Source organism: Mycobacterium ahvazicum (assembly GCF_900176255.2).
In the GTDB taxonomy this organism is placed as follows: Bacteria; Actinomycetota; Actinomycetes; order Mycobacteriales; family Mycobacteriaceae; genus Mycobacterium; species Mycobacterium ahvazicum.
Genome location: NZ_FXEG02000002.1, coordinates 1,934,266 through 1,959,494 on the forward strand (window position 1 = coordinate 1,934,266; position 25,229 = coordinate 1,959,494).

Genomic DNA, 25,229 nt, shown 5'->3' on the forward strand with positions numbered 1-25,229 from the left:
CCGCCTGTTGTTCAACACGTGTCTATCTGTGCCCGGCCCCGGTTGCCCGTGACTACGATTAAGACGTTCCGCCAGTTGATCGGAGTGCCCAATGACGACAGCCCGTGTGCCCGGACTGCCGCTCGGCGAGGCCAAGGCCGCCGCCGACGAGGCGGCGGTACCCGATTACATGGCCGAGCTCAGCATCTTCCAGGTGTTGCTGAACCATCCGCAGCTGGCGCGCGCGGTCAATGATCTGCTCGCGACGATGCTGTGGCACGGTTCGCTCGACGCGCGGCTGCGGGAGCTGGTGATCATGCGGATCGGTTGGCTCACCGCGTGCGAATACGAATGGACGCAGCACTGGCGCGTCGCGACCCGGTTGGGTGTCACGACCGAGGACCTGCTGGGTGTGCGCGATTGGCAACAGCACGAGGGCTTCGGGTCCTGCGAGCGCGCGGTGCTGGCGGCCACCGACGACGTGGTGCGCGACGGCGCGGTCGGCGCCGACAGCTGGGCGGCTTGCGAGCGCGAATTGCACGGCGACAGAACGACTCTCGTCGAGCTCGTCACCGCGATCAGCGCGTGGCGGATGATCTCGTCGATTCTGCAGAGCCTCGAGGTGCCCTTGGAGGATGGCGTGGTGGGCTGGCCGCCGGACGGGCGTGCTCCGGCGAGTTGATTGCCATGCCAGGCGATAACTCATAGCGTCGAGGAATGCGGACCAGAGTCGCCGAGATGCTCGGTGTGGAGTTCCCGATTTGTGCTTTCAGCCACTGCCGCGACGTCGTCGCCGCGGTCACCAACGCGGGCGGATTCGGAGTCCTGGGCGCCGTCGCACACAGCCCGAAACGGCTGCAGAGCGAACTGGCCTGGATCGAGGAGCAGACCGGCGGCAAGCCCTACGGGGTCGACCTGTTGTTGCCGCCCAAATACGTCGGTGCCGAAAAGGGCGGCATCGACGCGAAGCAGGTCAGGGAGTTGCTCCCCGAGGAGCATCGTGCTTTTGTCGAAGACTTGCTCGCCCGGTACGGCATCACGGCTCCGCCCGAACCGCCGCGGGCATCGGTCGGGGGTCTCAACGTCTCGCCCAAGGGTTACGAGCCATTGCTGGAAGTGGCCTTCGCGCACGACATTCGGTTGATCGCCAGTGCGCTCGGGCCGCCCCCGGACGACCTCGTCGAACGCGCGCACAGCCGCAACGTGCTGGTGGCCGCGCTGGCCGGCACCACCGCACACGCGCGACGGCATGCCGCGGCCGGCGTCGACCTGATCGTCGCGCAAGGCACCGAAGCCGGTGGCCACACCGGCGAGGTGGCAACCATGGTCCTGGTTCCCGAAGTCGTCGACGCGGTCGCGCCGGTCCCGGTCCTGGCGGCGGGCGGGATCGCCCGCGGGCGCCAGATCGCGGCGGCCCTGGCCCTGGGCGCCGAGGGCGTGTGGTGCGGCTCGGTCTGGCTGACCACCGAGGAAGCCGAGACCGACCCGGTGGTCAAGGAGAAGTTCCTGGCCGCCAGTTCCTCGGACACCGTGCGGTCGCGGTCGATGACGGGCAAGCCGGCGCGGATGCTGCGAACGGCTTGGACCGACGAGTGGGAGCGGCCCGACAACCCTGCTCCGCTCGGCATGCCGCTGCAGACCAACCTCGTCACCGAACCGCAGCTGCGCATCAACCAAGCGGCGGCCCATCCCGGTGCGAAGGCACGGGAGCTGGCAACCTATTTCGTCGGCCAGGTGGTCGGTTCGCTCGACCGGGTCCGGCCGACCCGTGCGGTCGTGCTCGACATGATCGAGGAGTTCGTCGACACCATCGGGCGGCTGGAAGACTTAGCTGAGAACTGACTGTCGGGGCCCGTTCAGCTGGGTGTGAACCATGCCACAGCGAGGTGTTTAGCCAGCTCAGGGGTGTCAAAACTGATCGAAAGCTGTGAAGCGGCGTAATAAACCCATAAAGTTGCGCGACACGGCTCAGATCACATTGACCGGGCCGGATACCTCGTGGAGTATTTACGGCAGCACCTCGTTAGGTGAGGCGGCTACACGAACACAGGCCACTGACCCCGAACGTCGAAAGACGCCCCGGGTCAGGACAGCTCCTCCCGGCTTAAGGGTTGAGTCCAAGTGGCTTCCGGAGTTCCGGACACGTCGTGTGGTGCCAAAGCTCTGACGAGAGGGGTGCGGATTTCCGGCGGTCGCCGGATTCTGAACTCCTTCTGGTGCGCGCAAATAGGCGCGGGTAACCGCACGCGTCGTGGCTGTAGAGGAGGTGAGGGACGTATGAGTTCCAGTGGCAGTCCGGATGGATATCCAGGACAAGCTCCGTCCCAATCCGACCTCCGGCCCGACGCCTCGAGCTAGCGAATCGACTTAGCGCTCAAGCGTTCTCGGATCGGAACCCTGACGGGTCGGGACACATCAGTCCAGTCAGAACCCGTTTGCAATTCCGTTAGGAGACGATCATGACCGCAGTACTCTTCGACGAAGTAGTTGCCGTAGCGCCCGTCCGCAACCTGCGCGTCGTGCGCGACACCACGCCCACGCAGGCCCCCGTGCCCACGAAGGCCGCCCGTCCGGCCGACACCGGATACTTCGGCGCCGGCGACCCGCTGGTGGCCGGTGCCGCCCGCCTGCTGAGCGTCCCCGTCCGCCACCTCTACGCGGCGCTGTGGCGCGTCGGGTTCATTGAGATCACTGCCTGAGATCCCTACCGCGAGACTGCAGCTGCGTAGAGCTTTACTCGGCGTTTGAGTAGGCAGTTGCAGTCTCGCGGTAGAGTGGGTGCGCATCGATCCGGCTATCACCGGGGAGCTTTCGGAAGAACAGCCCGCACGGCCCAGTAGACCCGAACGGGTAGGCCCGTCACAGCCTGAATCGAGCGGCCGTGCGCCAGCACGGCAAGCGGGGTGGTACCGCGGTGCTCGCGCAGGTTGCGCGACCTCGTCCCCGGCCTGACCGTAGGCACGCAGGAGACGACGCGCACCGTGACCGAAAACGCTGACGCCAGGGCTTATCCCAAGCTGGCCGGGGGAGCCCCGGACTTCCCGGCGCTGGAACTCGAGGTTCTGGACTACTGGACCCGCGACGACACTTTCCGGGCCAGCCTCGCAAACCGCGAGGGCGCGCAAGAGTACGTGTTCTACGACGGGCCGCCGTTCGCCAATGGCCTGCCCCACTATGGGCACCTGCTGACCGGATACGTGAAAGACATCGTCCCGCGCTACCGCACCATGCGTGGCTACAAGGTGGACCGCCGTTTCGGCTGGGACACCCACGGGCTGCCCGCCGAACTCGAAGTCGAACGCCAGCTGGGCATCACCGACAAGTCCCAAATCGACGACATGGGCATCGCCGCCTTCAACGAGGCCTGCCGGGAATCGGTGTTGCGCTACACCGGCGAATGGCAGGCCTACGTCACCCGCCAGGCCCGCTGGGTCGACTTCGACAACGACTACAAGACGCTCGACCTGCCCTACATGGAGTCGGTGATCTGGGCGTTCAAACAGCTGTGGGACAAGGGCCTGGCCTATGAGGGCTACCGGGTGCTGCCGTACTGCTGGCGCGACGAAACCCCGTTGTCCAACCACGAGTTGCGGATGGACGACGACGTCTATCAGAGTCGCCAGGACCCGGCCGTGACGGTGGGGTTCCGGGTAGTCGACAGCAAGGTGAATCTGGAAGGCGCCTACCTGCTGGTGTGGACGACCACGCCGTGGACGTTGCCGTCCAACCTGGCCGTTGCCGTCAATCCGGAGGTGACCTACGTCCAGGCCAAGGTCGGGGACCGGCGGTTCGTCCTGGCCGAGGCGCGCGTTGCGGCCTACGCCCGCGAGTTGGGTGAAGAGCCCGAGATACTCGGCAGCTATTTGGGCGCCGATCTGCTGGGGATCCGCTACCTGCCACCGTTCCCGTATTTCATGGACAGGGTGAAGGCATTTCAGGTGCTGCCGGGCGACTTCGTCACCACCGACGACGGCACCGGGATCGTGCACATGGCACCGGCCTACGGTGAGGACGACATGGCGACCACCGACAAGGTGGGCATCGTGCCGGTCACCCCGGTCGACTCCAAGGGTCGATTCGACGCCACGGTCCCGGAGTACCAGGGGCAGCACGTCTTTGACGCCAACCCGCACATCATCCGCGACCTGAAGAACCAGAGCGGTCCGGCGGCGGTGAACCAGCCGGTACTGATCCGTCACGAGACCTATGAGCATCCCTACCCGCACTGCTGGCGATGCCGCAATCCGCTGATCTACCGTGCGGTTTCGTCGTGGTTCATCGCGGTCACCGAATTCCGGGATCGCATGGTGGAACTCAACCAGCAGATCACCTGGTACCCCGAACACGTCAAGGACGGCCAATTCGGCAAGTGGCTGCAGGGCGCGCGCGACTGGTCGATCTCGCGAAACCGCTACTGGGGCAGCCCGATTCCGGTATGGAAATCCGACGATCCGGCCTACCCGCGCATCGACGTGTACGGCAGCCTCGACGAACTGGAGCGTGACTTCGGGGTGCGGCCCACCAATTTGCATCGGCCCTACATCGACGAGCTCACCCGGCCCAACCCCGACGACCCCACCGGTAACAGCACGATGCGGCGCATCCCCGACGTGCTCGACGTGTGGTTCGATTCGGGATCGATGCCGTACGCCCAGGTGCACTTCCCGTTCGAGAACGCGGATTGGTTCGACACCCATTACCCCGGTGACTTCATCGTGGAGTACATCGGGCAGACCCGCGGCTGGTTCTACACGCTGCATGTGCTGGCCACCGCACTGTTCGACCGGCCTGCCTTCAAAACCTGTGTGGCTCACGGGATTGTGCTCGGCTCCGACGGGCAGAAGATGAGCAAGTCGCTGCGCAACTACCCGGACGTCAGCGAGGTGTTCGACCGCGACGGCTCCGACGCGATGCGCTGGTTCCTGATGGCCTCACCGATCCTGCGCGGCGGCAATCTGATCGTCACCGAGCAGGGCATCCGCGAGGGCGTGCGCCAGGTTTTGCTGCCGCTGTGGAACGCCTACAGCTTCTTGGCCCTGTACGCGCCGAAAGTCGGTACCTGGCGTACCGATTCGGCGCACGTGCTGGACCGTTACATCCTGGCCAAGCTCGCCGTGCTGCGTGACGAGCTCACCGATTCGCTGGAAATCTGCGACATCTCCGGGGCCTGCGAGCAACTGCGCCAGTTCACTGAGGCGCTGACGAATTGGTATGTGCGACGGTCACGTTCGCGGTTCTGGGAGGAAGACGGGGACGCGATCGACACGCTGCACACCGTGCTGGAAGTGGTCACCCGGCTGGCCGCGCCGCTGCTGCCGCTGACTACCGAGATCATCTGGCGGGGGCTGACCGGCGCGCGTTCGGTGCACCTCACCGACTGGCCCGAGCCTGGCGTGGTGCCTTCTGGCACGGATCTGGTGGCCGCGATGGATCAGGTGCGCGACGTGTGCTCGGTGGGGTCGTCGTTGCGCAAGGCCAAGAAGTTGCGGGTGCGGCTACCGCTGCCGAAACTGACTGTGGCAGTGGAGGATCCGCAACAGCTGATGCCGTTCACCGACCTGATCGCCGACGAGCTCAACGTCAAGAAGGTGGAACTGACCGACGCGATCGACACCTACGGCCGCTTCGAGCTCACCGTCAACGCCCGGGTGGCCGGGCCGCGGCTGGGCAAGGATGTGCAGGCCGCGATCAAAGCGGTCAAGGCCGGCGAGGGCGTCGTCAACCCCGACGGCACCCTGACCGCCGGCCCCGCGGTGCTGCAGCCCGAGGAGTACAGCTCGCGGCTGGTGGCCGCCGACCCGGAGTTCACCGCGGCGCTGCCCGGGGGAGCGGGTCTGGTGGTGCTGGACGGCGCGGTGACCCCGGAGCTGGAGGCCGAAGGCTGGGCCAAGGACCGGATCCGCGAGCTGCAGGAGTTGCGCAAGTCGACCGGCCTGGACGTCTCCGACCGCATCCGTGTGGTGATGGCGGTGCCCGCCGAGCGGGCCGACTGGGCGCGCGCTCACCGCGACCTGATCGCGGGTGAAATCCTGGCCACCAGCTTCGAATTCGGTGATCCCGTGGAGGCGGCGGAGATCGGCGACGGCGTACGGGTCGAGATCGCCAAGGCGTGAACCGCGAAAGTGCGACTGGGTACGCGTTTCTCGGGAAGGGCCGTCCTCAGTTGCACTCTCGCGGCCTTGTCGGATGGCGGTGGCAGGCTGCGGTCGTGAGTGCGACACCGTTTGTCGGGAGCGAGGCGGTCCGCGCGGGCACCTGGACGAGGCGTGATTTGCGGCGTTCCTGCACCCGGGTCTACCGCGACGTCTACCAGCGACGCGGCGGCCAGCTGACGGCGCGAGACCGGGCGGTCGCCGCGTGGCTCTGGTCGGGAAAGAAGGCCGTAGTTGCGGGACTTTCAGCGTCAGCGCTGCACGGCGCGGAATGGGTCGACCCGCACTCGCCGGCCGAACTGATCACCGATCGCAAGCGGCCACCGCCGCTGATTGTCGTGCACAACGAGACACTGCTTGCTGGCGAGAGCGTGTGCATCGGTGGCGTGCCGGTGACATCGGCTGCCCGCACCGCGTTTGACCTCGGCCGGCGGCCCGGGTTTGATGCCGCGGTCATCCGGATCGATTCACTGGCACGAGCCACGGGCGTCACGGCCGCCGAGGTGTACCCCTTGATCGATACCCACCGCGGTGCGCGGGGGATGAAGCAGTTGCGGCGTGTGCTGCCGCTTATCGACGCGGGCGCGGAATCGCCGCAAGAGACGAGAACCAGACTTGCGTTGATTCGCGGGGGCCTGCCCCGGCCGCAGACCCAGATCGTGGTGCGAAACATGTGGGGTGCAATGTTGGCCCGCATCGATATGGGTTGGGAGGAATGGCTCGTCGGCGTGGAATACGACGGAGCCCAGCATTGGACGGACTCGCGCATCCGCGCCAACGACATCGACCGCACCGCGGAACTGGAGCGAAGGGGATGGCGGCTGGTGCGGGTCAGCGCCGACCTGCTGCGGCACCGCCCGGATGTCGTCGTCGACCGAGCCCGGCGTGCGTTGCTGGCCGTGGGGTGCCCCTTGTGACCGCGAGAGTGCAACTGGGAACACATCTCTCGAGAGCGAGCGACCCTAGTTGCACTCTCGCGGAGAAAGTAAGGCTGCGGCTGCCGAGCCTACTGTCAGCAAGCGATTCGGGTAGCGTCCGGTTACGGAAACCATCACATGGAGGCGTCGTTGCGGATTCTGGGTGTGTTCCGGGTGCACAACGGCGCCGACGTCTTGCCTCGGGTCCTGGACGCGCTGGCCGGCTGGTGCGACGACATCTACGCGATCGACGACCGCAGCACCGACGACAGCGCCGAGATCCTGCGGCGGCACCCCGCGGTGACCAACCTGGTGCGGGCCCGCTCCGACCTGCCACGAACGCCGTGGCTGATCCCCGAACCGCCCGGCCTGGAACTGCTGTACCGGATGGCCGATTTCTGCCGGCCGGATTGGATCGTGATGATCGACTCCGACCAAATCGTCGAGGCCGACGTCGACATCCGCGAGGTGCTGGCGGGCACGCCGGACGACGTCGCGGCGCTGATGTGCCCGATGATCCCGGCCTGGAACGACCCGGATTATCCGGACATGATCCCGGTGATGGGAACGGCGGAATCGGTGCGCGGGCCGTTCTGGCGCTGGCGCCCCGGGCTGCGGGCCGGAACCCGGCTGATTCACAATCCGCACTGGCCCGCCAACATCACCGAGCACGGCCGTATCGGCCTGGTAAACGAGATCCGGCTGCACCACACCGGGTGGGCAACCCTGGCCGAACGGATCGGCAAGGTCGAGCACTACCGCAAGATCGATCCGGACTCGGAGATGAACTACGGCGTGCCCTACGACCGCGCCCTGCTGTTCGGCTACGCCTACGAGGAGATCGACCTGCTCAAGGCCGACTACCAGCGCCGGGTGCGCGGCGACTTCGACCCGGCCGAGCCGGGCACCCGCCTACCCATCGACCGCGACAGCCTGGCGCTCGGTTCCGGCTACGGTCGCCGGGCCGCGACGTTTCATCCCGGCGTCGACTTCGCCGCGGATCCCGGCACCCCGATCCACGCGGTCACATCGGGAACCGTCTCGGCCGTGCACGATCTCGCGGCCAGCGGGCTTCGGTCGGTGACCGTCTCGTGTCGCGACCTCGACACCGTCTACGTGTTCCGCCCGGGCGACGAGAGCCGGCTCGCGGTCGACGACCAGGTGGCCGCGGGCGCACGGATCGGCGCGCTGGGCCCAGAAACCCAATCCCTGGACGGCTTCTTGCATTTCGAGGTTCGCGTCGGCGGCGAGCACACCAGTCCGGTGCGCTATCTGGCCAACCTGGGGCTGCAGCCGTGGCCTCCGGCGGGGCGCCCGCGACCGGTGTCGGGGACCTTCCCGGCGTCCTCGCCGTGCACCATTACCGGCTGAGCTCGTCGACCAATCCGCGGGCGGACCGGATCGCCGAGCGGACCTCCTGCAGCACCTTGGCAGGATGCTGCTCGTCCAACTCGCCGAGCCGGTTGTAGCGCTCGACGCCGAAACTTGCTGATTCCACCCGTATTCCGAACGGCACCGCCAACGATCGCAGTGCTTCGAAGTGCAGATAGTGGCCTACCGGTTGGCCGGTCACCATCAGACATGACGAGCCGCTCATGCCCAGCGTCCGAGCGGCGAAGGTGTAGGTGTCCGACGAGTTCGCCCGGCGACGGTCCGGGTCCGGCGACGGGGTCTCGAGCAGCGTGATCGGCACGCGGAGTTTGTTGCTCTGCGGTGCGAAGCGCCACACCGTCTCGTCGCCTTGCGGCTTACCGACCCGCCCGCGCAGATGCTCCATCAGCTCGCGGGTGTCGAGCCCGAACGCGTCGGCCGCGCCGTAGGTCATCAGCTCGAATTCGGTGCGGGCACCCGGCGCGCACGCGTCGATCGCGTCCTGTTCGGAGTCGAGCACCGGCCGGGACGCGGCGGCCAGCACCACGTGGCCGACGCGCCGGCCGGTGGCGATCTCGCGCGCATACCGGGCGCGCAGCAGGTTGGTGTAGCGCGCCCCGCCGATCACTAGGATGTGATCGAAATCCGTTCCCCCAGGCGCGGTTTCGCCCGTCATGCCCAACGCGGCCGTCGCCGCCTCGATCCTCTCCAGCTGCGCGGCGGGCAGGGTTAATCGGGGGATCAGCCACCGGGCCGCGCCTGCGGCATCCTGGCTACTGAGCCGTTCCGCGGCGGCTGCGCGGGCCCGGCCCCGATAGTCCCACGCCTCGCTGAACTCGTCGAGGAACGCCAGCCGGTCGCTCAGGCTCAGTCCGTCGGGGATGACACCGCCGAACACCCCGACGAGCTCCGCCAGCGCGGGGTGGGCACACCACGACGCGACCTGCTGCTCGAGCTCGCCGGTGTCGATCGCGGCAGACCCGGCATGTGACGAACACATGTGGCTCCCTTCGAAAGCTGGGCGCTCGTTGGGCGATTCACAACGTACCGCCAATCCGCAGCACCCACCGCGCACTTCACGGAATTTGCATTAGCGACAAATCCGGCCCGCGCAGTGGCTAGGATGCGCCACAACACGCATATGACGGGAGAGCGGAAAGTAGTGCGAATTCTGGTAACTGGCGGGGCGGGCTTCCAGGGCAGTCATCTGTCCGAGGCGCTGCTCGCCATGGGACACCACGTGACCGTGCTCAACACGTTTTCCATTGCCGCCAAGGGAAATCTTCGTACCTTCCAGATGAACGAATCGGCGGACGTCGTATTCGGCTCCGTGACCGATTGGGAGTTGGTCCGCAAAACGGCGCGCGACCACGACGTGATTTTCCACCTGGCGGCAAATGTCAACGTGGACAAGTCACTTGATGATCCGAGAAGCTTTCTCGAGACCAATGTGATGGGCACGCATCACATTCTCGAGGCCGCACGCGAATACGGGTCACGAGTCATCTTCGCCTCGACGTGTGAGGTGTACGGAGACGGTCACAGCCTCGCCCCGGATGCCCTACTCGACGAAACGGCCGAGCCGAGACCGAACAGCCCGTACGCCGCGTCGAAAGCCGCCGCCGACCGGCTGTGTTACTCGTACTTCCGCTCCTACGGCATGGACATCGCTATTGTTCGACCGTTCAACATCTTTGGTGAGCGACAGAAAAGCGGAGCCTTCGGCGCGCTGATTCCGATCCTGGTGCGCCGCGCCATCGCCGGCCAGGAGCTCACCGTCTTCGGCGACGGCTGCGCGACCCGGGACTACCTCCACGTCAGCGATGTCGTGGACGCCTACCTACTGGTGCTCGACACCCCAGATCTGCAGGGCCGGGCGATCAACTTCGCCAGTGGCACGAATACCCGGGTGCGCGACATCGCCGAATACATCGCCGCGAAGTTCGACGCCCGGGTGGTCAACGGACCCGCGCGACCGGGCGAGGTGAGCCGGTTCCCCGCCAGCATCGCCCTGGCGCAGCGCATCGGGTTCGCACCGAAGGTCGACATCTGGGCAGGCATAGACCGCTACATCGCGTGGGCGAAAGAGCAGCCCCCGCAACTAACCGGCTAGTTTGACGGCGCGCCAGCGCAGCCTGCCACCGCGGACCTCGACCTCGACGTCGCCGAATCCCGCCGCGCGCAAGCGATCCGGCAACGTGTCGGGCGAGACGGTGTTGCAGATGTCGCGGAAGTGCAGGATCCGGAACCGCAGCGAATTCACGCTGTCGCTGCCGGCGAAGACACCGCCGGGGCGCAGCACCCGGAAAGCCTCGGCGAACAACTTGTCCTGCAGTTCGACGGTAGGGACGTGGTGCAGCATCGTGAACGACACCACGGAGCTGAACTCGTCGGCGGGCAACCCGGTGTTGGTGGCGTCGCCGTTGATGATGCGCGCCCGGTCGCCGTAGAGGCGCTGCAGTCGCTGCGCCATCGGGGTGTCGATCTCCACCGAGGTGAGCTTGCGCGTCCTGTCGACCAGCACCTTCAGGATGGCGCCGTAGCCGGGCCCGATCTCGAGGGTGTTGTCGCCCAGGTCTACGTCGGCCAGCGCCCAGGGCAGCAGGTCGTCTTCGACCGCTTTAGCCCAGCGGTCCGAGCTGCAGATCCGTCGGTGCGCGAGGTTCATGGCCATGTGGAAAACGTTAGCCGAGTAGCGCAATAGCATTTATCGGATGGAGTCGCGTTGGGTCCTGCACCTGGACATGGACGCGTTCTTCGCCTCCGTCGAGCAGCTCACCCGCCCGACGCTGCGCGGTCGGCCGGTGCTGGTCGGCGGTCTGGGCGGCCGCGGCGTGGTGGCCGGGGCGAGTTACGAGGCGCGGGTGTTCGGGGCGCGCTCGGCGATGCCGATGCACCAGGCCCGCCGCATGGTCGGCGTGACCGCGGTGGTGCTGCCGCCGCGCGGGGTGGTGTACGGGGTCGCCAGCCGGCGGGTGTTCGACGTCGTGCGGGCCGTGGTGCCCGTCGTCGAGCAGCTGTCCTTCGACGAGGCGTTCGGGGAGCCGCCGCAGCTCGCCGGGGCGTCCGCGCAGGACGTCGAGGAGTTCTGCGAGGGGTTGCGACGACGCGTACGCGACGAGACCGGGCTGATCGCGTCGGTGGGCGCCGGCTCGGGCAAGCAGATCGCCAAGATCGCCTCCGGGCTGGCCAAACCCGACGGCATCCGGGTGGTCGGGCGCGCCGAGGAACGGTTGCTGCTCGACAGTCTGCCGGTGCGGCGGCTCTGGGGAATCGGCCCGGTCGCCGAGGAGAAGCTGAATCGGCTGGGCATCGAGACGATCGGGCAGCTGGCCGCACTGACCGACGCCGAGGTGGCCAACATCCTGGGCGCGACGGTCGGCCTGGCGCTACACCGGCTGGCCCGCGGCGTCGACGATCGACCCGTTGCCGAGCGTGCCGAAGCCAAGCAGATCAGCGCCGAATCCACCTTCGCCGTCGACCTGACCAGTCTCGAGCAGTTGCACGACGCGATCGCTCCGATCGCCGAGCATGCGCATCAGCGGCTGCTGCGCGACGGTCGCGGCGCCCGGACCGTCACGGTGAAGCTGAAGAAGTCGGACATGAGCACGCTGACCCGGTCGGCGACCTTGCCGTACGCGACGACGGAGGCCGGCGCGCTGGTCGCGCTGGCCCGGCGATTGCTGCTCGATCCGCGCGAGATCGGGCCGATTCGTCTACTCGGCGTTGGTTTTTCGGGGTTGAGCGACGTGCGCCAGGAGTCGCTGTTCCCGGACCTCGAGCTCGCGGCGCCGGAACCGGAGGCGCAGCATTCTGTCGAAACCGCGACCGACGTGATGTTCGCACCCGCCGCCCCCGGGGCCTCGCCGTGGCGGGTGGGCCTCGACGTCGAGCACCGCGAATTCGGGCACGGCTGGGTGCAGGGCGCCGGCCATGGCGTCGTCACCGTGCGGTTCGAAACGCGGGGCAGCGGCCCGGGCCAGGCCCGGACGTTTCCCGCCGATACCGCCGATCTCGTCGGCGCCAACCCGATCGATTCGCTGGACTGGCGTGACTATCTCGGCGAGCTGCGCACCGAGGACACCGCGCAGGCCTCAGCCCCAGCGGGCGATGACGTCGCCGGCCGGTGACTGCGCGGCCAGCGCGGCCATCAGCAGCACCCGGGCCTGCGGCGGCCGCAACCGCGGCACCATCACGGCGCCGGCTTCGACCAGGTCGTGGCCGGGGCCGTAGCCCGCGCTGACCCCGCCGCCGGGGACCCGGGTGGACACCCCGACGACGATCCCGTTCGCGCAGTGCCGCCGCACGCCGTCGACCACCGCGGCCCCGGCATTGCCCGAGCCCAGCGCCTCCAGCACGACGGCCCGCGCTCCGGCCGCCACGAAGGCGTCCAGCGCCACCGAGTCGCTGCCCAGGTAGGCCGCGACAATGTCGACCCGCGGCGCGTCGGTGGCCCCCAGCTCCCCGAGGTGGGGACGGATTTTCGCGCCGTTGAGTGCCACGCCGCCCGGCGTCGTGCCGACCAGCTCGCCGGCGAAGCCGCTCAGGTCCTGGGTGGCCACCTTGTGCATGCCCAGCGGCTGTAGCACCCGCCCGGCGAAGGACACCAGCACTCCGAGGCCGCGCGCGGCCGGGCTGGCCGCCACCGCCACGGCGTCGCGCAGGTTGGCGGGCCCGTCGGAGTCCGGGGCGTCGGCGCTGCGCATCGCGCCGGTCAGGACGACCGGCGGACTGCCCGCATAGGTGAGGTCGAGCCACAACGCGCTCTCCTCCATGGTGTCGGTGCCGTGCGCGACGACCACGCCCTGCGCGCCGCCGTCGACTGCGGCCCGCACCGCATCGCCGATCCGGTCCCAGTCGGCCGTCGTCAGCTCCGAACTGTCCACCGCCATCAAGTCGACGACGTCGACGTCGAGGCCGGCGGTGAGGTCGGAACCGCTGCGGCTGGGACGGCGCACGCCGTCGGCGCCGGTGCTGGTCGAAATCGTGCCGCCGGTGGTGATGACGGTGATGGGCCCCATAGCCGAATCATTCCGCACGCGCCGGGGCGGCGAGGCCGCACCCAACCAGGCCGGGTGCTAGGGGATGATGGGGAGGTGCCCGAAGAACCAACAGGATCGGCCGAGCCGGTGACGTCAGCCGGGGAGGCTGCGACGTCCGGCGAAGTGGCCGAACCCGACGCCCCCGCGCCGCGGTCCGCTCCGAGGCGGCTGCGGCTGCTGCTGTCGGTCGCTGCCGTGGTGCTGGCTCTCGACATCGTGACCAAGGTGCTCGCCGTGCGGCTGCTGCCGCCGGGGCAACCGGTGTCGATCATCGGCGACACGGTGACCTGGACGTTGGTGCGTAACTCGGGGGCGGCGTTCTCGATGGCGACCGGCTACACCTGGGTGTTGACCCTGATCGCCACCGGCGTGGTGATCGGCATTTTCTGGATGGGCCGGCGGCTGGTATCGCCCTGGTGGGCGGTGGGCCTCGGCATGATTCTCGGCGGCGCCACCGGCAACCTGGTCGATCGCTTCTTCCGCGCTCCCGGGCCGCTTCGGGGCCACGTCGTCGACTTTTTGTCGATCGGCTGGTGGCCGGTGTTCAACGTCGCGGACCCGGCCGTGGTCGGCGGCGCGTTCCTGTTGGTCGTGCTCTCGGTGTTCGGATTCGATTTCGACTCGGTAGGTCGTCGCAAGCCCGACCCAGCCAAATGACCAACCGCTCGATGCCGGTTCCGGAGGGATTGGGGGGCATGCGGGTCGATGCCGGGCTATCGCGGCTGTTGGGGTTGTCCCGCAGCGCGGTGGCGGCCATCGCCGAGGACGGCGGGGTCGAACTCGACGGCGTGCAGGCGGGCAAGTCCGATCGCCTGACGCCCGGTGCCTGGCTGGAGGTGCGGCTGCCCGAGGCGCCGGCGCCGCCGGAGAACACGCCCGTCGAGATCGAGGGCATGGCCATCCTGTACTCCGACGACGACATCGTCGTCGTCGACAAGCCGGCGGCGGTGGCCGCGCACGCCTCGGTCGGCTGGAGCGGGCCGACGGTGCTCGGAGGCTTGGCCGCCGCCGGTTACCGGATCACCACGTCGGGTGTGCACGAGCGGCAGGGCATCGTGCACCGCCTCGACGTGGGCACCTCCGGGGTGATGGTGGTCGCGATCTCCGAACGGGCCTACACCCTGCTCAAGCGGGCGTTCAAACAGCGCACCGTCGACAAGCGCTATCACGCTCTGGTGCAAGGACATCCGGACCCGTCCAGCGGGACCATCGACGCGCCCATCGGACGGCATCGCGGCGGGGAGTGGAAGTTCGCGGTCACCCAGAACGGCCGGCACAGCGTCACCCACTACGACACCGTCGAAGCCTTCGTCGCCGCCAGTCTGCTCGACGTGCACCTGGAAACCGGTCGCACCCACCAGATTCGGGTGCATTTCGCCGCGTTGCATCATCCGTGCTGCGGCGACCTGGTCTACGGCGCCGACCCGAAGCTCGCGAAAAGGCTTGGCCTGGAACGTCAATGGCTACACGCCCGGTCGCTGGGGTTCGCCCATCCGGCCGACGGGCGGTGGGTGGAATTCGTCAGCCCGTATCCGGCCGACCTGCAGCACGCGTTAAACGTGCTGCGCGGCGAGGGCTGATCAGCCGGGCTTGCGGGCCTCGACCAGTACCCGCGTCGGGTGCGTGACGAACCGGCCGTCCGCCTCGATGATGTCGTGCAGGGCACGCAGTCGCCCGTAGTAGGGCTCGACGGTGAAGTCCGGCACGGTCCAAATCAGCTTGCGCAAGAAGTACACCACCGCGCCGATGTCGAAGAACTCCGCGCGCAGCTTCTCCATGCGCAGGTCCACGATCTGCAGCCCGGCGGCCTGTGCGTCGGCGCGCTGCACGGCCGGCTGCAGGTGAGCACCCAGCTCGGGGTGCGGCCCCATCACGGACTCGACCAGCTCGCACACCGTCGCCGGGCCGGGGTGCTGCGCGAAGTAGGTGCCACCGGGGCGCAGCATGCGGGCAATCTCGCTCCACCACACGGTAATTGGATGCCGGCTGGTCACCAGGTCGAAGGCCTCGGCGGCGAACGGCAGCGGGGGCTCGTCGCGGGTCCGGATGACCACCACGCCACGCGGACCCAATCTCCGGGTGGCCAGTGCGGCGTTGGGCGGCCACGACTCGGTGGCCGCCATCGTCGGCGGGAACGACGGGACTCCGTCGAGCACCTCGCCGCCCCCGGTGTAGATGTCCAGGGCTGCCGACACCGTGGCGAGCCGGGCGCCCAGCTGCCGCTGGTATCCCCAGGACGGGCGCTGCTCGGTGGCCCTGCCGTCCAGCCAGGAGAAGTCCCAGCCGACGACGGGCGCCGCGAGGGCCTCGGCCATCAGCTCGTCGAACGACCGTCGCATGCCGGGCTCAGCTGCCAGCCGGCTTGCGCGCCTCGACGAGAACCCGCGTCGCGTGCGCGACGAACGGGCCGTCGGATTCGATGCGCTCGTGCAGCTCGCGCAGCCGATCGCGGTAACGCTCGACGGTGAAGTCCGGTACCCACCAGATCACCTTGCGCAGGATGTAGACCACCGCGCCGATGTCGAAGTACTCCTGTCGGAGTCGCTCCGGGCGCATCCTGACGATCTCCAGCCCGGCTGCCCGCGCCGCCGCGCTTTCGTTGTCCGGGTGTCGCGGATCCGTCCCTTCGGCCGGTGGCCCGATGAAGTGCTCGATCAGCTCGGACACCGTCGCGGGTCCGATGTGTTGAGCCAGGTAGGTGCCGCCGGGCCGCAACACGCGGGCGATCTCGGGCCAGAACAGCGTGTGCGGGTGCCGGCTGGTGACCAGGTCGAAGGCCTCGTCGGCGAACGGCAGGACCGACTCGTCGGGCGTGCCCACCACGACCACGCCGCGTGGGTGCAGGAGCTTGGTCGCCAGCGGGATGTTCGGTGGCCAGGACTCGACGGCCGCCATGGTGGGCGGGAATGGCCCGGCGCCGGCCAGGACTTCGCCGCCACCGGTCTGCAGATCCACGGCGGACGACACGTCCGCGAAGTGGCGGCTGATCAGCTGTTGATAGCCCCAGGATGGGCGTTCCTCGGTGGCACGGCCGTCCAGCCACGAGAAATCCCAGCCGTCGACGGATACCGAATCGGCTTCTGCGACGAGATCTTCGAATGTGCGGCCCACGCTAGGCATTGTGGTGCATCAAGGCGTGGTGCAGACGAACTTGGTGCCGTTGAAGTCAATCGTCACCTCGCCCTGATGCTCCCAGTATTCGGAGCCCTGCCGGCCGTACCTCGCCCCGCTGCCGGACGGCAGCAGGAACAGGATCTGTTGGGTGCCTTTCCAGTTGAGCACCGCGGTGTGCGGGTCGAACTGGTTGTAGAACTGGGCGGTCAGCGGGCCGGCGTCGGCGGGGCAGTGGTAGGTGATGACCGGCGGAGCCGCCGTGGCGGGGTCGGCGATCGCCAACTGGACGAGCCGGGTCTGGTAGGCCTCCAGCACGCAGGTGTGGACATCGGCGTTGCGGGCACAGTCGTCGCGGGCCGTCGTCCAGCCGGTTTGGGCCTCCGCCAGCGCGGCGGGATCGGCGCCCGTGCGGGCAAGCGCTTGCTGGTAGGCGGTCTGCAGGCGGTGGTCGAGATCGGTCAGGTGTGGGTCACTACAGACCAGCTGCTGCACGGCGTTCACGGGTTTGCCGCAGTCGACCGCCACCGACGCCGGCGCCTTGCTGGTGACGGTCGGCATCCCCGAACCCGACGGCGGGGCACTCGGGGAGCTGCACGCGCACACCGTCAATGCCGCTGCGATGACTGCGATCGTCCTCATATGTGCTGACTACCGGCTGCGCCGCGATCCCCGGGCGCGACACGCCCGCGCGCCGCCAAATTCATAGGCGCTGCACGGGCTTAGAGCTTGGCGGTACCGGCTTCACTCGATGCGATCTCGGGTGCAAGGGGTGCGATGACGCTCAGGATCTCCGTCACCGTCGTCGGCGAGACTCCGGCCGCGGCCAGCGCGTCGGCCAAATGCCCGGCCACCAGGCTGAAGTGGTGCATCGTGATGCCGCGCCCTTGATGCACTTGCTTCATCGGGGCGCCGGTGTAGACCTCGTGCGCGCCGAGTGCGGCCGCGAAGAACTCCACCTGCTTGCCTTTGAGGCGGTTCATATTCGTTCCGGTGAAGAAGCCGGACAGTTGATTATCGGCGAGCACCCGAACGTAGAAGTCCTCTACGACGACTTCGAGCGCCTCGTGCCCGCCGATCCGGTCGTAGATGGTTGTCGGCTCCGGTTTGTGGAACGTTGCCAAGAGTTTCATGTAACCAGCGGACCACCTCGGCGTTGCCCCTCAGTTAGTCCGCGATCACGCTCGGATTGCCCGACGTAACAAGCCGATTGCCGGCGGGTGGCCGCATCGTCGGCCGCCGGGTGAGACGGTTCGCCTCGTTCAGATGACGGTCATCTGTTCGTCGCCGCCGCGCCATGCCCTAGGTTGGCAGTATGACCCACGTCACACCATCCGCCCTGAGGAGCGACAACCGATGAACCTTGGTGACTTGACGAACTTGGTGGAAAAGCCATTCGCGGTGGTCTCCAACATCATCAACACCCCGAACTCGGCCGGGCGATATCGACCGTTCTATCTGCGGAATCTGCTCGACGCGGTGCAGGGCCACAGCCTCGGCGACGCCGTCGACGGCAAGACCGTCCTGATCACCGGCGGCTCCTCGGGCATCGGGGAGGCCGCCGCGAAGAAAATCGCCGAGGCTGGCGGGGCGGTGGTGCTGGTGGCCCGCACGCCGGAGAAGCTGGAGAAGGTCGCCGCTGAAATTCGAAGCGGCGGCGGCGTCGCCCACGTCTACCCCTGTGATCTCTCGGACATGGACGCCATCGCCACGATGGCCGACAAAGTGCTCAATGAGCTTGGGGGAGTGGACATCCTGATCAACAACGCAGGCCGGTCGATTCGGCGCTCGCTGGCACTGTCCTACGACCGGATTCACGACTATCAGCGGACGATGCAGCTGAACTACCTGGGCGCGGTCCAGCTCATCCTGAAGTTCATCCCCGGGATGCGCGAGCGTGGTTTCGGGCACATCATCAACGTCTCGTCCGTCGGTGTGCAGACCCGCGCACCGCGGTTCGGCGCCTACATCGCCAGTAAGGCCGCGCTGGACAGTCTCTGCGACGCACTGCAGGCCGAAGTCGTCAACGACGGCGTGCACTTCACCACGGTGCACATGGCGCTGGTGCGAACCCCGATGATCAGCCCGACCAAGATGTACGACAAATTCCCCGCGCTGACGCCGGACCAGGCGGCCGGGGTGATCACCGACGCGATCGTGCACCGGCCGCGGCGGGCCAGCTCACCGTTCGGGCAATTCGCCGCCGTCGCGGACGCCGTCAACCCGGCGGTGATGGATCGCGTGCGCAACCGGGCGTTCGGCATGTTCGACGACTCCACCGCGGCTAAGGGAGACGAAACCTCAACCAGTGCAGCGCAATTAAACAGACGCAGCGAAACGTTCTTGCAAGCCACGCGCGGAATCCACTGGTGACGCGATGAGCCTTCCCAAAGCCGGCAACCAGACGACCGTTGTGATCACCGGCGCCTCCTCCGGGATCGGCGCCGAACTGGCTCGTGGCCTGGGCCGCCGCGGCTTCCCACTGTTGCTCGTCGCGCGGCGGCGCGAGCGTCTCGACGAACTCGCCAACGAAGTGGGAGAAGACAATTCGGTCGCGGTCGAGGTGATGCCGTTGGACCTCAGTGAGAGTAAAGGGCGCGCGAAATTGGCCGGCCGGCTGCACAGCGAACCGATCGCGGGGCTGTGCAACAGCGCCGGGTTCGGCACCAGCGGGGTGTTTCACGAGTTGCCGGTCGAACGTGAGAGTGAAGAGGTCACCCTCAATGCGCTGACGTTGATGGAACTCACCCACGCGGCGCTGCCCGGCATGGTCGAGCGTGGCGCCGGAGCGGTGATGAATATCGCGTCGATCGCCGCGTTTCAGCCGCTGCCCTACATGGCGGTGTACTCGGCGACGAAGGCCTTCGTGCAGACCTTCTCGGAAGCCGTCCACGAAGAGCTGCACGGGACGGGGGTGTCGGTCACCGCGCTGTGCCCGGGCCCGGTACCCACCGAGTGGGCCGAGATCGCCAACGCCAAGCGGTTCAGCGTGCCCCTGGCGCAGGTCTCGCCGGCCGAGGTCGCGGAGGCGGCGATCGACGGGATGCTGGCCGGCAAGCGCACCGTCGTGCCCGGCGTCGTGCCCAAGGTCGTCAGCAATGGCGGCCGGTACACGCCGCGCAGCTTGCTGCTGCCGGCGATCCGGATCGGCAACCGATTCCGCGGCGGCCCCAGCCACTGAGCGTGCGTCGAGCTGGGGCACCTCCCGCTTGTGAGCGTCACGCCTGCGTGGCGTTGAGCGCCGAGCGTCACGCCAGCGTGGCGTCCGCGGGCGTTAGGCTCCGGTCAGTGTCAGGGTGAGGTTGCCGCTTGTTGCGGTGGTTGGATCCTGATCGCCTGGTGTTTGGCTCGTAGGCTCGTTGCCGCCTTCGGGTTGGCGTTCATGCGTTTTGTCGGCATCAGGTGTGAAGGACCGGCCGGCGTGACTTGATAGGAGCGTGGCATCGCCCCCACTGAGATGTGTCCGCCGACCGGCCCAACCGTCACCTCACAGTGAAGGAGGCAACCTCCATGGTTGTTGTTGGAGCCGATGTCCACAAGCGCACGCATACGTTTGTCGCCGTGGATCAGGTGGGCCGCAAAATCGGCGAGAAGGTCGTCGAGGCCACTACGGTAGGTCATCACCAGGCGATCCGATGGGCTCGCACTCAGTTCGGTGTCGAGCTGGTGTGGGCGATTGAGGATTGCCGACACTTGTCAGCGCGTTTAGAGCGCGATTTGTTGTCCGCCGATCAGAAGGTGGTACGAGTCCCGTCGAAGTTGATGGCCCAGACCCGGGCCTCGGCTCGTACGCGGGGCAAGTCTGAGCCGATTGACGCGTTGGCCGTCGCGCGGGCCTACCTGCGTGAGCCCGATCTTCCGGTGGCTTCCCACGATGAACTGTCGCGGGAGTTGAAGCTGCTGGTGGATCGGCGTGAAGACCTTGTGGGGCAACGCACTTCGACGATCAACCGGTTGTTGTGGAGAGTGCACGAATTAGATCCTGGCCAGGCGCCGAAACCGGCGTCGCTGGATCTGGCCAAGCACCGCAGGATGCTCGGTGATTGGTTGGCCGCCCAGCCCGGTCTGGTGGCCGAGTTGGCCCGCGAGGAGTTGGCCGACATCACCCGACTCACCGAGGCCATCAATGCTTTGGCGAAACGGATCGGCGAGCGTGTCCGCGCGATCGCTCCGGCGTTGCTCGCCATGCCCGGCTGCGGCGAGCTCACCGCCGCCAAGATCATCGGCGAAACCGCCGGGGTCGCCCGCTTCAAAAGCGAAGCGGCGTTCGCCCGGCACACCGGCGTGGCGCCTATCCCGGTGTGGTCAGGCAACACCGTCGGCCGGGTCCGGATGACCCGCACCGGCAACCGCCAACTCAACGCCGCTCTGCACCGCATCGCGGTCACCCAGATCCGTCTCGACGGCCTGGGACAGGCCTACTACCGCAGCCGTCTGGCCGCTGGCGACTCCAGCACCGAGGCCCTGCGCTGCCTCAAACGCCGCCTCGCCAGAGTGGTCTTCCATCACCTCCACACCGACCACAACATCCGAACAAAGCCTTGCCAACCGGCAGCGGCTTGACATAGGAGAAACTCATGGCCGCTGTGGAGCTGACCGCCGACGTCCCGATGACCCCGCAGGACATGTGGGATCACGTCTCGGACCTGTCGGACCTGGGGGACTGGCTGACGATGCACGAGGGGTGGCGCAGCGAGCTGCCCGACGAGATCGCCGAAGGCACCCAGATCATCGGCGTGGCCCGCGCCAAGGGCATGCGCAACCGTGTGACCTGGACGGTGACCAGGTGGGACCCGCCGCATGAGGTCGCGATGTCGGGTTCGGGTAAGGGCGGCACCAAATACGGCGTCACCCTGACCGTGCGGTCCACCGGCGACGGATCGGCCCTCGGTGTGCGCCTGGAGCTGGGCGGTCGGGCTTTGTTCGGCCCAGTCGGATCGGCGGCGGCGCGAGCCGTCAAGGGCGATGTCGAGAAGTCATTGAAGAACTTCGTCGAGCTGTACGGATAAACCGGACAAGACACACGCCGCGACACGCCGAACCGGTGTCGGTGGTCGGTCATAGACTGACGTGCCTATGGCCGGTCCGATTCCTCCTCACGCGAGCGTTCGTCGCGAGTCGTCGTTCGTGCACCTGCATAATCACACCGAGTATTCGATGCTCGACGGTGCCGCGAAGATCACGCCGATGCTCGCCGAGGTCCAGCGGCTGGAAATGCCCGCAGTCGGCATGACCGACCACGGAAACATGTTCGGCGCCAGCGAGTTCTACAACGCGGCGACCAAGGTAGGGATCAAGCCGATCATCGGCGTCGAGGCCTATATCGCGCCGGCCTCGCGCTTCGACACCAAGCGGATCCTGTGGGGTGATCCCAGCCAGAAGTCGGACGACGTTTCGGGTAGTGGCTCCTACACCCACATGACCATGGTGGCCGAAAACGCCACCGGGTTGCGCAACCTGTTCAAACTGTCGTCGTTGGCCTCCTTCGAGGGACAGCTCGGCAAGTGGTCGCGCATGGACGCCGAGCTGATCGCCGAGCACGCCGAGGGCATCATCGCCACGACCGGGTGCCCGTCGGGCGAGGTGCAGACGCGTCTTCGGCTGGGGCATGAACGCGAGGCCCTGGAGTCGGCCGCCAAGTGGCGCGAGATCTTCGGCGCCGACAACTTCTTCCTGGAGCTGATGGATCACGGGCTGTCGATCGAGACGCGGGTCCGCGACGGCCTGCTCGAGATCGGCCGCAAGCTCAACATCGCGCCGCTGGCCACCAACGACTGCCACTACGTCACCCGAGACGCCTCACACAACCACGAGGCGCTGTTGTGCGTGCAGACCGGCAAGACGCTGTCGGACCCCAACCGCTTCAAGTTCGACGGCGACGGCTACTACCTGAAGTCGGCCGCCGAGATGCGCCAGATCTGGGACGGCGTCGTGCCCGGTGCCTGCGACTCCACCCTGCTGATCGCCGAGCGCGTGCAGTCCTACGCCGACGTGTGGGCGCCGCGCGACCGGATGCCGGTCTTCCCGGTGCCCGAGGGACATGACCAGGCGACCTGGCTGCACCACGAGGTGATGGCGGGCCTGCAGCGGCGCTTTGGATCCGGTGTCGGCCAGGACTACATCGACCGGGCCGAGTACGAGATCAAGGTCATCTGCGACAAGGGTTTTCCGGCCTACTTCCTGATCGTCGCCGACCTGATCAACCACGCGAAGTCGATCGACATACGGGTCGGGCCGGGGCGTGGTTCGGCGGCGGGCTCGCTGGTCGCCTACGCGCTGGGCATCACCAACATTGACCCGATTCCGCACGGTCTGCTGTTCGAGCGCTTCCTCAACCCGGAGCGTCCGTCGGCCCCCGATATCGATATCGACTTCGACGACCGTCGGCGCGGTGAGATGGTGCGCTACGCCGCCGACAAGTGGGGCTCCGACCGCGTCGCCCAGGTCATTACCTTCGGCACGATTAAAACCAAAGCGGCACTGAAGGATTCGGCGCGCATCCATTACGGGCAGCCCGGGTTCGCGATCGCCGACCGGATCACCAAGGCGTTGCCTCCGCCGATCATGGCCAAGGACATCCCGTTGTCCGGCATCACCGATCCGAATCACGAGCGGTTCAAGGAAGCATCCGAGGTTCGCAGCCTGATCGAAACCGATCCGGACGTGCGCACGATTTACCAGACGGCGCGCGGCCTGGAGGGCCTGATCCGCAACGCCGGCGTGCACGCCTGCGCGGTGATCATGAGCAGCGAGCCGCTGACCGAGGCGATCCCGCTGTGGAAGCGTCCGCAGGACGGCGCCGTCATCACCGGCTGGGACTACCCGTCGTGTGAGGCCATCGGCCTGCTGAAGATGGACTTCCTGGGCCTGCGCAACCTGACGATCATCGGCGACGCGCTGGATAACATCAAGGCCAACAGGGGAATTGACCTCGACCTGGAGTCGGTTCCGCTCGACGACAAGGCTACCTACGAACTGCTGGGCCGCGGCGACACCCTGGGTGTGTTCCAGCTCGACGGTGGACCGATGCGCGACCTGCTGCGCCGCATGCAGCCCACCGAGTTCAACGACATCGTTGCCGTACTGGCGCTGTACCGGCCCGGACCGATGGGCATGAACGCCCACAACGACTACGCCGACCGCAAGAACGCGCGTCAGGCGATCAAGCCGATTCACCCGGAGCTCGAGGAGCCGCTGCGCGAAATTCTCTCCGAGACTTACGGTTTGATCGTCTATCAAGAGCAGATCATGTTCATCGCCCAGAAGGTTGCTTCCTACACGATGGGTAAGGCCGACGCGTTACGCAAGGCGATGGGCAAGAAGAAGCTCGAGGTGCTCGAGGCCGAGTACAAAGGCTTCTACGAGGGTATGACCGCCAACGGCTTCTCCGAAAAAGCGGTGAAAGCGTTGTGGGACACCATTCTTCCGTTCGCCGGATATGCGTTCAACAAGTCGCATGCCGCCGGCTACGGCCTGGTCTCGTACTGGACCGCGTATCTGAAGGCCAACTATCCGGCCGAGTACATGGCCGGGCTGTTGACGTCGGTGGGCGACGACAAGGACAAGGCCGCGGTCTACCTGGCCGACTGCCGCAAGCTCGGCATCACCGTGCTGCCGCCGGACGTCAACGAGTCGCTGGTCAACTTCGCGTCGGTCGGCAAGGACATCCGCTTCGGCTTGGGCGCGGTGCGCAATGTCGGTGCCAACGTGGTGGGCTCGCTGATCAAAACCCGCAGCGAGAAAAGCAAATTCACCGATTTCTCGGACTATCTGAACAAAATCGACATCTCCGCGTGCAACAAGAAGGTCACTGAATCGCTGATCAAGGCCGGCGCGTTCGATTCCCTCGGGCATGCCCGCAAGGGGCTGTTCCTGGTGCACACCGACGCCGTCGACTCGGTGCTGGGCACCAAGAAGGCCGAGGCGATGGGCCAGTACGACCTGTTCGGCGGCGGCGATGCCGGCGGAGACGCGGTGTTCACCATCCGGGTGCCCGAGGACGAATGGGAAGACAAGCACAAGCTCGCCCTCGAGCGAGAAATGCTGGGGCTCTACGTGTCCGGGCATCCGCTCAACGGGGTCGCGCACCTGCTGTCCGCGCAGGTGGACACGCAGATTCCCGCGATCCTGGACGGCGACGTCGGCAACGAGACCCAGGTGCGGGTGGGCGGCATCCTGGCCTCGGTGAACCGTCGGGTCAACAAGAATGGAATGCCTTGGGCATCAGCTCAATTGGAGGACCTCACCGGTGGCATCGAGGTGATGTTCTTCCCGCACGCGTACTCGGCCTACGGCGCCGACATTGTCGACGACGCGGTGGTGCTGATCAACGCCAAGGTCGCGATCCGCGACGACCGGATCTCACTGATCGCCAATGAGCTTGTGGTGCCCGATTTTTCCAACGCCCAGCCGAACCGGCCGATCGCGGTCAGCCTGCCCACCCGGCAGTGCACGATCGACAAGGTGAGCGCACTCAAGCAGGTGCTGGCGCGGCATCCGGGCACCTCGCAGGTGCATCTGCGGCTGATCAGCGGAGACCGGATCACCACGCTGGAGCTCGATCAGTCGCTGCGGGTGACGCCGTCGCCGGCGCTGATGGGCGACCTGAAGGAACTGCTCGGCCCGGGCTGCCTGGGCAGCTAGTCGCCGCCGGTCGG

Annotated in this window: 22 protein-coding genes and 1 riboswitch; of the genes, 15 read left to right on the plus strand and 7 right to left on the minus strand. The window is 67.2% G+C overall.

What is annotated here, in order from left to right; translation table 11 throughout:
- The first annotated feature begins 91 nt into the window (after window positions 1–91).
- From MAAFP003_RS11340 to MAAFP003_RS11365, 6 genes are all read left to right on the plus strand, one after another.
- Window positions 92–661 (plus strand): carboxymuconolactone decarboxylase family protein, encoded by a 570-nt coding sequence (locus MAAFP003_RS11340; protein ID WP_096286959.1) that lies wholly within the window; start codon window positions 92–94, stop codon window positions 659–661.
- A 35-nt stretch (window positions 662–696) separates the two neighbouring features.
- Window positions 697–1,821, plus strand: a complete 1,125-nt coding sequence (locus MAAFP003_RS11345; protein ID WP_096286961.1) for an NAD(P)H-dependent flavin oxidoreductase — start codon at window positions 697–699, stop codon at window positions 1,819–1,821.
- 170 nt (window positions 1,822–1,991) lie between these two features.
- A riboswitch (M-box (ykoK) riboswitch) is annotated at window positions 1,992–2,161 on the plus strand.
- Window positions 2,162–2,438: 277 nt separating this feature from the next.
- Entirely contained in the window at window positions 2,439–2,678 is a 240-nt protein-coding gene (locus tag MAAFP003_RS11350) for an Rv1535 family protein (protein WP_096286963.1), read from the plus strand.
- A 282-nt stretch (window positions 2,679–2,960) separates the two neighbouring features.
- Entirely contained in the window at window positions 2,961–6,092 is a 3,132-nt protein-coding gene (gene ileS, locus MAAFP003_RS11355; protein WP_096291065.1) for an isoleucine--tRNA ligase, read from the plus strand.
- 95 nt (window positions 6,093–6,187) lie between these two features.
- A complete protein-coding gene (locus tag MAAFP003_RS11360; RefSeq protein WP_096286965.1) occupies window positions 6,188–7,048 on the plus strand; it encodes a DUF559 domain-containing protein in 861 nt (286 codons plus the stop codon).
- 150 nt (window positions 7,049–7,198) lie between these two features.
- On the plus strand, window positions 7,199–8,419 hold the full coding sequence (locus MAAFP003_RS11365; RefSeq protein WP_096291066.1) for a peptidoglycan DD-metalloendopeptidase family protein: 1,221 nt from the start codon (window positions 7,199–7,201) through the stop codon (window positions 8,417–8,419).
- Here the strand turns inward: MAAFP003_RS11365 and MAAFP003_RS11370 are convergent.
- Complete coding sequence (locus MAAFP003_RS11370) at window positions 8,409–9,419, minus strand: hypothetical protein (RefSeq protein WP_096286967.1); 1,011 nt, start codon at window positions 9,417–9,419, stop codon at window positions 8,409–8,411. The genes MAAFP003_RS11365 and MAAFP003_RS11370 overlap by 11 nt on opposite strands.
- A gap of 162 nt (window positions 9,420–9,581) precedes the next feature.
- Here MAAFP003_RS11370 and MAAFP003_RS11375 point away from each other — a divergent pair, with 162 nt between their 5' ends.
- Entirely contained in the window at window positions 9,582–10,532 is a 951-nt protein-coding gene (locus MAAFP003_RS11375) for an NAD-dependent epimerase/dehydratase family protein (protein ID WP_096286969.1), read from the plus strand.
- Here the strand turns inward: MAAFP003_RS11375 and MAAFP003_RS11380 are convergent.
- Entirely contained in the window at window positions 10,521–11,093 is a 573-nt protein-coding gene (locus tag MAAFP003_RS11380) for a class I SAM-dependent methyltransferase (RefSeq protein WP_096286971.1), read from the minus strand. The two genes, MAAFP003_RS11375 and MAAFP003_RS11380, sit on opposite strands and share 12 nt — an antisense overlap.
- A 40-nt stretch (window positions 11,094–11,133) precedes the next feature.
- Here MAAFP003_RS11380 and MAAFP003_RS11385 point away from each other — a divergent pair, with 40 nt between their 5' ends.
- A complete protein-coding gene (locus tag MAAFP003_RS11385; RefSeq protein WP_096286973.1) occupies window positions 11,134–12,549 on the plus strand; it encodes a DNA polymerase IV in 1,416 nt (471 codons plus the stop codon).
- Here the strand turns inward: MAAFP003_RS11385 and MAAFP003_RS11390 are convergent.
- Window positions 12,514–13,440, minus strand: a complete 927-nt coding sequence (locus MAAFP003_RS11390; RefSeq protein ID WP_096286975.1) for an asparaginase — start codon at window positions 13,438–13,440, stop codon at window positions 12,514–12,516. The genes MAAFP003_RS11385 and MAAFP003_RS11390 overlap by 36 nt on opposite strands.
- Window positions 13,441–13,515: 75 nt before the next feature.
- Between MAAFP003_RS11390 and lspA the strand changes: the two genes are divergently transcribed.
- Together lspA and MAAFP003_RS11400 are read left to right on the plus strand one after the other, a co-directional pair.
- Window positions 13,516–14,118: a signal peptidase II gene (lspA, locus tag MAAFP003_RS11395; protein ID WP_096286977.1), complete on the plus strand. Its 603-nt coding sequence runs from the start codon at window positions 13,516–13,518 to the stop codon at window positions 14,116–14,118.
- On the plus strand, window positions 14,115–15,041 hold the full coding sequence (locus MAAFP003_RS11400) for an RluA family pseudouridine synthase (RefSeq protein WP_096286979.1): 927 nt from the start codon (window positions 14,115–14,117) through the stop codon (window positions 15,039–15,041). Before lspA ends, MAAFP003_RS11400 begins: the two co-directional genes overlap by 4 nt.
- Here MAAFP003_RS11400 and MAAFP003_RS11405 read toward each other — a convergent pair whose 3' ends face one another.
- The 4 genes from MAAFP003_RS11405 to MAAFP003_RS11420 form a co-directional block, all read right to left on the minus strand.
- On the minus strand, window positions 15,042–15,800 hold the full coding sequence (locus MAAFP003_RS11405) for a methyltransferase domain-containing protein (RefSeq protein ID WP_096286981.1): 759 nt from the start codon (window positions 15,798–15,800) through the stop codon (window positions 15,042–15,044). It lies immediately after the preceding gene.
- A gap of 7 nt (window positions 15,801–15,807) precedes the next feature.
- Entirely contained in the window at window positions 15,808–16,572 is a 765-nt protein-coding gene (locus MAAFP003_RS11410) for a class I SAM-dependent methyltransferase (protein ID WP_096286983.1), read from the minus strand.
- A gap of 18 nt (window positions 16,573–16,590) precedes the next feature.
- Window positions 16,591–17,214 (minus strand): lysozyme inhibitor LprI family protein, encoded by a 624-nt coding sequence (locus MAAFP003_RS11415; RefSeq protein ID WP_096286985.1) that lies wholly within the window; start codon window positions 17,212–17,214, stop codon window positions 16,591–16,593.
- Between the two features lie 80 nt (window positions 17,215–17,294).
- Window positions 17,295–17,705 (minus strand): group I truncated hemoglobin, encoded by a 411-nt coding sequence (locus MAAFP003_RS11420; RefSeq protein ID WP_096286987.1) that lies wholly within the window; start codon window positions 17,703–17,705, stop codon window positions 17,295–17,297.
- A gap of 223 nt (window positions 17,706–17,928) precedes the next feature.
- Here MAAFP003_RS11420 and MAAFP003_RS11425 point away from each other — a divergent pair, with 223 nt between their 5' ends.
- From MAAFP003_RS11425 to dnaE, 5 genes are all read left to right on the plus strand, one after another.
- Window positions 17,929–18,945, plus strand: a complete 1,017-nt coding sequence (locus tag MAAFP003_RS11425; RefSeq protein WP_096286989.1) for an SDR family NAD(P)-dependent oxidoreductase — start codon at window positions 17,929–17,931, stop codon at window positions 18,943–18,945.
- A 4-nt stretch (window positions 18,946–18,949) separates the two neighbouring features.
- Window positions 18,950–19,753 (plus strand): SDR family NAD(P)-dependent oxidoreductase, encoded by an 804-nt coding sequence (locus tag MAAFP003_RS11430; RefSeq protein WP_096286991.1) that lies wholly within the window; start codon window positions 18,950–18,952, stop codon window positions 19,751–19,753.
- 311 nt (window positions 19,754–20,064) lie between these two features.
- Complete coding sequence (locus tag MAAFP003_RS11435) at window positions 20,065–21,135, plus strand: IS110 family RNA-guided transposase (protein ID WP_207768508.1); 1,071 nt, start codon at window positions 20,065–20,067, stop codon at window positions 21,133–21,135.
- 14 nt (window positions 21,136–21,149) lie between these two features.
- On the plus strand, window positions 21,150–21,581 hold the full coding sequence (locus MAAFP003_RS11440; RefSeq protein WP_096286992.1) for a type II toxin-antitoxin system Rv0910 family toxin: 432 nt from the start codon (window positions 21,150–21,152) through the stop codon (window positions 21,579–21,581).
- A gap of 67 nt (window positions 21,582–21,648) precedes the next feature.
- Window positions 21,649–25,215: a DNA polymerase III subunit alpha gene (gene dnaE / locus MAAFP003_RS11445; RefSeq protein WP_096286994.1), complete on the plus strand. Its 3,567-nt coding sequence runs from the start codon at window positions 21,649–21,651 to the stop codon at window positions 25,213–25,215.
- The last annotated feature ends 14 nt before the right edge of the window (window positions 25,216–25,229 follow it).

Bases quoted from the DNA above. Each gene is read 5' to 3' on its own strand.
- MAAFP003_RS11340 (WP_096286959.1), top strand. From the start codon at position 92: ATGACGACAGCCCGTGTGCCCGGACTGCCGCTCGGCGAGGCCAAGGCC.
- MAAFP003_RS11345 (WP_096286961.1), top strand. From the start codon at position 697: ATGCGGACCAGAGTCGCCGAGATGCTCGGTGTGGAGTTCCCGATTTGT.
- MAAFP003_RS11350 (WP_096286963.1), top strand. From the start codon at position 2,439: ATGACCGCAGTACTCTTCGACGAAGTAGTTGCCGTAGCGCCCGTCCGC.
- MAAFP003_RS11370 (WP_096286967.1), bottom strand. From the start codon at position 9,419: ATGTGTTCGTCACATGCCGGGTCTGCCGCGATCGACACCGGCGAGCTC.
- MAAFP003_RS11380 (WP_096286971.1), bottom strand. From the start codon at position 11,093: ATGGCCATGAACCTCGCGCACCGACGGATCTGCAGCTCGGACCGCTGG.
- MAAFP003_RS11385 (WP_096286973.1), top strand. From the start codon at position 11,134: ATGGAGTCGCGTTGGGTCCTGCACCTGGACATGGACGCGTTCTTCGCC.
- MAAFP003_RS11390 (WP_096286975.1), bottom strand. From the start codon at position 13,440: ATGGGGCCCATCACCGTCATCACCACCGGCGGCACGATTTCGACCAGC.
- MAAFP003_RS11400 (WP_096286979.1), top strand. From the start codon at position 14,115: ATGACCAACCGCTCGATGCCGGTTCCGGAGGGATTGGGGGGCATGCGG.
- MAAFP003_RS11405 (WP_096286981.1), bottom strand. From the start codon at position 15,800: ATGCGACGGTCGTTCGACGAGCTGATGGCCGAGGCCCTCGCGGCGCCC.
- MAAFP003_RS11415 (WP_096286985.1), bottom strand. From the start codon at position 17,214: ATGAGGACGATCGCAGTCATCGCAGCGGCATTGACGGTGTGCGCGTGC.
- MAAFP003_RS11420 (WP_096286987.1), bottom strand. From the start codon at position 17,705: ATGAAACTCTTGGCAACGTTCCACAAACCGGAGCCGACAACCATCTAC.
- MAAFP003_RS11425 (WP_096286989.1), top strand. From the start codon at position 17,929: ATGAACCTTGGTGACTTGACGAACTTGGTGGAAAAGCCATTCGCGGTG.
- MAAFP003_RS11430 (WP_096286991.1), top strand. From the start codon at position 18,950: ATGAGCCTTCCCAAAGCCGGCAACCAGACGACCGTTGTGATCACCGGC.
- MAAFP003_RS11440 (WP_096286992.1), top strand. From the start codon at position 21,150: ATGGCCGCTGTGGAGCTGACCGCCGACGTCCCGATGACCCCGCAGGAC.
- dnaE (WP_096286994.1), top strand. From the start codon at position 21,649: ATGGCCGGTCCGATTCCTCCTCACGCGAGCGTTCGTCGCGAGTCGTCG.